Genomic DNA, 7444 nt, shown 5'->3' with positions numbered 1-7444 from the left:
CCAACGGGCTCGCGGGCGTCGGCGGCGACGGCGGCAGCGGCGGCGCCCTCTTCAACCTCATCGGCACCGGGGCCGACGGCGGCGCCGGCGGGGCGGCCGTCGGCGCCAGCAACATCGGCGGCCAGGGCGGCCAGGGCGGTGGGGGCGGCGGCCTCCTCTTCGGCTTGGGCGGCCACGGCGGGGCCGGCGGGACCGCCCTGACCGCCGGCGGCACCGGCGGGCCCGGCGGAAACGGCGGCGACAACGGTTACGTGTTCAGCGATGGTGTCGGCGATATCTATGCCGGGGGTTCCTTGTTCGGCATCGGCGGAGCCGGCGGCGACGGCGGGGCCGCCCAGACTGGCGGCCACGGCGGCACCGGCGGACTCGGCGGACTCGGCGGCCTGGTCTTCGGCCTCGGCGGCGCCGGCGGCAACGGCTACGGCGCGGCCGGCTTGGCGTTCGGCGGTAACGGCAGCCAGGGCGGCTACGGCGGCATCCTTTTCGGCATCGGGGGCGCCGGCGGCAACGGCGGCGTCGGGGTCGTCCCAGGCGTCGGTGGCCCCGGTGGCTTTGGCGGGTACTACTTTTTCGGCCCGAACGGGCCGAACGGTTTGCCGGGCTGAGCTCTGTGTCGTGAGCTATTCGAGGCCGCGGCCTCATTAGGAGCCCGGGTCGGTAACACGCCGTCTGGGGGTATCTGGCTGAACGCGGGATACACGCGATGATTGGGTGTGCCTGATGATCTCGATGATGGTGGGTTGTTCGAGGTAGATCCTGCGCTGCGGGCCGGCATGGTCAGCTTGGGCCAGGTCGCACTCGACGGCACCAAGGTGCGGGCCAATGCCTCCAGACGCAAAGCCATGAGCTATTCCCGGATGAGCGAGAAGGAAAAGGTCCTCGCCGACGAGGTCTCAGCGTTGTTGGCTGATGCCGAACGCATCGATAAGGCCGAAGACAAGAAATTCGGCAAGGACCGCCGCGGCGACGAGCTGCCCGAAGAGCTGCGGCACCACATCGGCGTGAGCGGACTGCCGGGCCTGGCAATCAGCTGACCCGCCCAGGCCTCCACGGGCGGCTTGTCCGCCCGAGTGTGCGTCCACGGCATTGAGTCTGCGTCCAGGGCGGCGACACGCCGACGGACGTCGCCCTGACCGCAGAGTCAAAACCGACCACGCTCCGCAGCGCAGGTGGGGCCCGCCGAACCTGTTACTGACCCAGGCTCCTAGCCTGGTGCGGCAACGGCTTCAGCGAGATTGACGCGGGCGCGAAGAAGTACGACCGAGTGATTAGCACGCTCCCGTCGATCTCGCGGGTAGCCCACATCCCGGCGATGTAGCCGACATGAGGGTCGCTGGCAATCTGCCCAGTTCTTGTGGAGGGGGCTGTTTGGACTGATGATGGTGCGGGTTCTGAATTTCACAAGGTAAGGGGCGGCATGATCTCCAAAGTGCTGGTCGCCAATCGCGGGGAGATCGCCATTCGCGCCTTCCGGGCCGCCTATGAATTGGGCATCGCTACCGTCGCGATCTACGCCTACGAAGACCGCAATTCGCAGCATCGGCTCAAGGCCGACGAGTCCTACCAGGTCGGCGACGTCGGTCATCCGGTGCGGGCGTACCTGTCGATCGACGAGATCGTCGCGACGGCCCGCCGGGCGGGGGCCGACGCGGTCTACCCGGGTTACGGGTTCTTGTCGGAGAACCCCGACTTGGCCGCGGCGTGCAAGGCCGCGGGTATCACGTTCGTCGGGCCCGGCGCGGAAGTGCTTGAGCTGACCGGAAATAAGGCCCGCGCGATCGCGGCGGCGCGGGAAGCCGGACTGCCGGTGCTCGAGTCGTCGGCGCCGTCGGCGTCGGTCGAGGCGCTCGTGGCGGCGGCGGGGGGCATGCGGTTCCCGTTGTTCGTCAAGGCGGTCGCCGGCGGGGGAGGGCGCGGTATGCGGCGCGTCGAAGACATTGCCGCGTTGCCTGAAGCGATCGCAGCCGCCAGCCGAGAGGCCGAGTCGGCGTTCGGCGACCCGATGGTATACCTCGAGCAGGCGGTATTGCGCCCGCGCCACATCGAGGTTCAGATCTTGGCCGACACCCACGGCAACGTGATCCACCTCTACGAACGTGACTGCAGTGTCCAGCGCCGCCACCAGAAGGTCATCGAACTGGCGCCCGCGCCCAATTTGGATGCGGAGTTGCGCGACAGGATCTGCGCCGACGCGGCCGCCTTCGCCCGTCACATCGGGTACAGCTGCGCCGGCACTGTGGAGTTTTTGCTCGACGAGAACGGCCGTTACGTCTTCATCGAGATGAATCCGCGAATTCAGGTCGAGCACACCGTGACCGAGGAGATCACGGACATCGACCTCGTCTCCAGTCAGCTGCGCATCGCCGCGGGCGAGACGCTCGACGACCTGAATCTGCGGCAGGAAGGCGTCCGGCCGCACGGGGCCGCGCTGCAATGCCGCATCACGACGGAAGATCCGGCGAACGGGTTCAGGCCCGATACCGGGCGGATCAGCGCCTACCGCACCCCCGGCGGTGCGGGAATCCGCCTGGACGGCAGCACCAACCTGGGCGCGGAGATCGGCGCGCACTTCGATTCCATGTTGGTCAAGTTGACCTGTCGGGGCCGCGACTTTCCCGCGGCGGTGTCGCGGGCGCGCCGGGCCATCGCGGAATTCCGGATTCGTGGGGTTTCGACGAATATCCCGTTCCTGCAAGCGGTTTTGGACGACCCGGATTTCCGCGCCGGCCGCATCACGACGTCGTTCATCGACGAACGGCCGCAGCTGCTGACCGCCCGGGCCTCGGCCGACCGCGGGACCAAGATCCTGAACTACCTCGCCGACGTCACCGTCAACAGGCCGTACGGGACCCGGCCGTCGACGGTGTACGCGCAGGATAAGTTGCCCGATGTCGACCTGCGGTTCGCACCGCCGGCCGGGTCCAAGCAGCGACTCGTCGAGTTGGGGCCCGATGGATTCGCGCGCTGGATGCGGGAGTCGGCGGCGGTGCTGGTTACCGACACCACGTTCCGCGACGCCCATCAATCGCTGCTGGCGACCCGGGTGCGCACCAACGGTTTACAGATGGTGGCGCCGTACATCGCGCGGACCATGCCGCAGCTGCTGTCGGTGGAGTGCTGGGGCGGTGCGACCTACGACGTGGCGCTGCGCTTCCTCAAGGAAGATCCGTGGGAGCGGCTGGCGGCGTTGCGCGAGGCGATGCCGAACATCTGTCTGCAGATGCTGTTGCGGGGTCGCAATACGGTCGGCTACACGCCGTACCCCGAGGTCGTCACCTCGGCGTTCGTGCAGGAGGCGACGGCCACCGGCATCGACATCTTCCGCATCTTCGACGCGCTGAACAACCTGGAGTCGATGCGCCCCGCCATCGACGCGGTGCGCGAAACCGGTTCTACCATAGCAGAAGTCGCGATGTGCTACACCGGCGACCTAAGCGATCCCGGTGAGCGGCTGTACACGCTGGATTACTACCTGAAGCTGGCCGAGCAGATCGTCGACGCCGGCGCACATGTGCTGGCCATCAAGGACATGGCCGGGCTGCTGCGGCCGCAGGCCGCGCGACGGCTGGTGGGTGCGCTGCGAGAGCGCTTCGACCTGCCCGTGCATTTCCACACCCACGACACGCCCGGTGGTCAGCTGGCCAGCTATGTGGCCGCTTGGCACGCCGGGGCCGACGCCGTCGACGGGGCGGCCGCGCCGATGGCAGGCACCACCAGCCAGCCCGCGCTCAGCTCGATCGTGGCCGCGGCCGCGCACACCGAGTACGACACCGGGCTGTCGCTCGCGGCCGTGTGCGCCTTGGAGCCGTATTGGGAGGCCCTGCGAAAGGTGTACTCGCCCTTCGAATCCGGGTTGCCCGGCCCGACGGGACGGGTCTATCACCACGAGATCCCGGGCGGCCAGCTGTCGAACCTGCGCCAGCAGGCCATCGCGCTGGGGCTGGGCGATCGGTTCGAGGAGGTCGAGGAGGCCTACGCCGGCGCGGACCGGGTGCTGGGCAGGCTGATCAAGGTGACGCCGTCGTCGAAGGTGGTCGGCGACTTGGCCTTGGCGTTGGTGGGCGCCAGGGTGAGCGCCGACGAATTCGCCTCTGATCCCGCACGATTCGACATCCCCGAGTCGGTGCTGGGATTCTTGCGGGGCGAGCTGGGTGACCCGCCCGGCGGGTGGCCCGAGCCGCTGCGCACCGCCGCGCTGGCCGGCCGGGCGCCCGCCCGGCCCGTGGAGGAGCTGACGCCGGACGACGAGGCCGCCCTGTCGCTGAGCGGCCCGAAGCGCCAGGCAACCCTGAACCACTTGCTATTCCCCGGCCCCACAACAGAATTCGAGGAGCACCGGGAAATGTACGGCGACACCTCACAAATGTCGGCCAACCAGTTCTTCTACGGGCTGCGCCAGGGCGAGGAGCACCGGGTGAAACTCGAGCGCGGGGTGGAACTTTTGATCGGGCTGGAGGCCATCTCCGAGCCCGACGAGCGGGGGATGCGAACGGTGATGTGCATTCTCAACGGCCAGTTGCGGCCCGTGCTGGTGCGCGACCGCAGCATCGCCAGCACGGTCCCGGCCGCCGAGAAGGCCGACCGTGGCAATCCGCATCACATCGCCGCACCGTTCGCCGGCGTCGTCACGGTGTCGGTGTCCGAGGGCGACCGGGTGAGCGCCGGCCAGACCGTCGCCACCATCGAGGCGATGAAAATGGAGGCCCCGATCACCGCGCCCCACGAGGCCACCGTGCAGCGCGTGGTCGTCTCCCGCGCCGCGCAGGTGGAAGGTGGGGATCTGCTGGTGGTATTGAGCTGACCGGGGTTTGCACCCATCAGGCGAAGTGAAACCCCTTCACAGGAGTCACGCCTTGGGGAGGGGTTGGCTTTTTGTCCACCTTTGAGCGACAACTCCTGTGCCGCAATCGAACTTGTCGCGCTGAGGTGGACAAAAAGGGTGCCTCCCGCCGGAGGGACCAATGTGGCGGATGTGACGCTGATGGCCCCGACAACGGCGGCGGGCCGCGCAGGGGATTAACGGCGCCCTAGCTTTCACCACCGCGTAGATCGTTTGAATCAGATGGATCCGGCTTCCGCGCGGGCTCGCTCTTGGCGGGTGAGCTTGCCCGCGTCGCGGATTCGATGCCCGTGCCCGATGCCGTCGTGCCGGGAGTCTTCTTGGCCGGCTTGGCCGTCGACTTCTTCACGGCCCTCTTTGCCGGTGCCGCTTTCGCCGATGCTTCTTTAACGGGCGCTTTCGCCGGCGCCTTTTTGCCCAGTGCCTTTTCGGCCGGCGCCTTTCTGGCGGGGGCTTTCTTCGCCGCCTTCTGCGGTGGCACCGCCTTGGCCGGCGCCTTCCTGGCCGGCGCCTCTACGGCCTTCTGGTTCGACGTCGCCGCGGCGTTACCCCTACTTCCGGACGTCAGTTGCGGCAGCCGGTCCCCGAGGCCGATCCGGCTGAGCGCTCGCTCGCCGAGGCCGAGGGTGCGACGTACAACGCGCCCCAGACGGGTTGCCGCGGCAACGAGGAGCTGGGCGGCGCGCTTTGGTAATTGGACGCCGCTCGTCGTGTTCGGTTGTGTCGTCACTGTCGCCTCCGTCGCCCCGGTTGGTCTTTATTCCGGCTGTTCGCGAGTACCCGCTTCGCGGCGTTCTGACCGCAGAATCCGCAGACGGTTGCAGCGAATAACCTTGACAGTGTTATATGACAGTGTCAGCATTGCAGGGTGAGCGAAGGGGCGACTTGGCCGCTGGACGAGCTGGTGCGGCGAGTCGCCGCCAGCCTCGCCGATTCGGCGTACCCGGGGGCGCCCAACGGGCGAGTGCGCGACCTGCCCGATCGGCGGGTTGTGCGCTGGTACACGACGACCGGACTCGTCGACCGGCCCGTCATGCAGGGCCGCACAGCGCTCTACAGCCCTCGGCATCTGCTGCAGGTCGTCGCCGTCAAGCGTCGCCAGGCCGAGGGCCGATCGCTCGCCGAGATCCAGGCCGAGCTCGCCGGAGCCACGGACGCCACCTTACGCGGGGTCGCCGCCGTTCCCGAGGAACTCCTCGAGTCGGAGCCGTTGGCGGAACCAACCCGGCCCGCCGCGACGCGAAGCCGCTTCTGGGCCGACCCGCCCGCCGCCGCGCACCCGGAGGCCGACGGCAACGACGACACTGTCACCAAGTTGGCCGCCGTAACCCTGCCCGGCGGGGCACTGCTGGTCTTGCCCGCCCAGCCCGACGTCGACGACATTGACGCGATTCACGGGGCCGCGCGGCCGCTGCTCGAACTGCTGGCCGAACGCGGCCTGCTGTCCCTCGATGAACGGAGCCCATCATGACCGTGCGCATCACGTCGATGACCGACGCGGAGACGACGCGCGTGGCCCCGGACGACGGCGCCGGGCTCGGTGCACTGAGCACCGACCGCGGCAATCTGCCGCTCGCGCGCCTCGACGTGCGCGCGGAAATCACCGGGCTCACGAGCCGAGTGGAGCTGACACAGGACTTCGTCAACGCCTTCGACGTGCCCCTGGAAGCGACTTACGTGTTTCCGCTGCCGGATCGCGGCGCGGTCACCCGAATGCAGATGACGGCCGACGGCCGCGTCGTCGAAGCGGAGTTGCGCGAGCGGGAAGCCGCCCGCCAGGCCTACGACGACGCGATCGCCTCGGGCCGGCGGGCCTCCATCGCCGAGGAGGAACGGCCCGACGTGTTCACCATGCGGGTGGGCAACATCCTGCCCGGCGAACGGGTCAGCATCGCGCTGACGCTCGTCAGTCCATTGGCCTACGAGGACGGCGAGGCGACCTTTCGCTTTCCGCTTGTCGTTGCGCCCCGGTACATTCCGGGCCGCGCCCTCGCCGATGTTGCGGTCGGCGACGGCTACGCCGACGACACCGACGCGGTCCCCGACGCGTCGCGCATCACCCCGCCCGTGCTGTTGCCCGGTTTCCCGCACCCGGTTCCGCTGGCCATCGAGGTCGGGATCGATCCCGCCGGTCTCATGCTGTCGGAGGTGCGGTCGAGCCTGCACGCCGTGTCTACCGCCGACGGCCGGATCCGGGTACAACCCGGCGAGCGGGCCAACCGCGATTTCGTGCTGCGGCTGCGCTACGGCGCCGACGACGTCACCGACTCGCTCGTGCTGGTGCCCGATGCGAAAGGCGACGAGGGGACCTATCAGCTCACGGTGCTGCCGCCGATGTCCGGCGCGCCGCCGCGCCCTCGGGACGTGGTGTTGGTGCTCGACCGCTCCGGCAGCATGGGCGGGTGGAAGATGGTGACGGCCTGCCGCGCCGCCGCGCGCATCGTCGACACGCTCACCAGCGGCGACCGCTTCGCGGTGCTGACGTTCGACGACCGGATCGACCGACCCGCCGGTCTCCCCGACGGGTTGGTCGAGGCCAGCGACCGCAACCGGTACCGCGCTGTCGAGCACCTCGCGCGGGTTGACGCACGCGGCGGCACGGAA

4 protein-coding genes and 2 pseudogenes are annotated in these 7444 nt (G+C 69.0%); 5 read left to right on the top strand and 1 reads right to left on the bottom strand.

Going from position 1 to position 7444, the window contains the following annotated elements; translation table 11 throughout:
- From VMD50_RS08490 to VMD50_RS08480, 3 genes and pseudogenes are all read left to right on the top strand, one after another.
- A pseudogene (locus VMD50_RS08490) lies at positions 1-605 on the top strand (hypothetical protein); the annotation flags it as partial.
- A gap of 153 nt (positions 606-758) precedes the next feature.
- Positions 759-989, top strand: a pseudogene (locus tag VMD50_RS08485) (hypothetical protein); the annotation flags it as partial.
- A 428-nt stretch (positions 990-1417) separates the two neighbouring features.
- On the top strand, positions 1418-4801 hold the full coding sequence (locus VMD50_RS08480) for a pyruvate carboxylase (RefSeq protein ID WP_325426747.1): 3384 nt from the start codon (positions 1418-1420) through the stop codon (positions 4799-4801).
- Positions 4802-5027: 226 nt separating this feature from the next.
- On the opposite strand, the gene VMD50_RS08475 is transcribed toward VMD50_RS08480, so the two are convergent.
- The gene (locus tag VMD50_RS08475; RefSeq protein ID WP_325426745.1) at positions 5028-5570 is read right to left on the bottom strand and encodes a hypothetical protein; all 543 of its coding nucleotides are present in this window, start codon (positions 5568-5570) and stop codon (positions 5028-5030) included.
- A 138-nt stretch (positions 5571-5708) separates the two neighbouring features.
- Here VMD50_RS08475 and VMD50_RS08470 point away from each other — a divergent pair, with 138 nt between their 5' ends.
- A complete protein-coding gene (locus VMD50_RS08470) occupies positions 5709-6311 on the top strand; it encodes a MerR family transcriptional regulator (protein ID WP_325426743.1) in 603 nt (200 codons plus the stop codon).
- The coding region (locus tag VMD50_RS08465) for a VIT domain-containing protein (RefSeq protein WP_325426741.1) at positions 6308-7444 on the top strand (1137 nt) is incomplete at its 3' end. The genes VMD50_RS08470 and VMD50_RS08465, both read left to right, overlap by 4 nt.

The organism is Mycobacterium sp. (assembly GCF_035506235.1).
Taxonomy (GTDB): Bacteria; Actinomycetota; Actinomycetes; order Mycobacteriales; family Mycobacteriaceae; genus Mycobacterium.
The sequence above is the reverse complement of the archived record's forward strand: the minus strand, read 5'-3'. Positions and strand labels throughout refer to the sequence as shown.

Excerpts from the sequence above, each read along its gene's own strand:
- VMD50_RS08480 (WP_325426747.1), top strand. The coding sequence starts at position 1,418 with ATGATCTCCAAAGTGCTGGTCGCCAATCGCGGGGAGATCGCCATTCGC.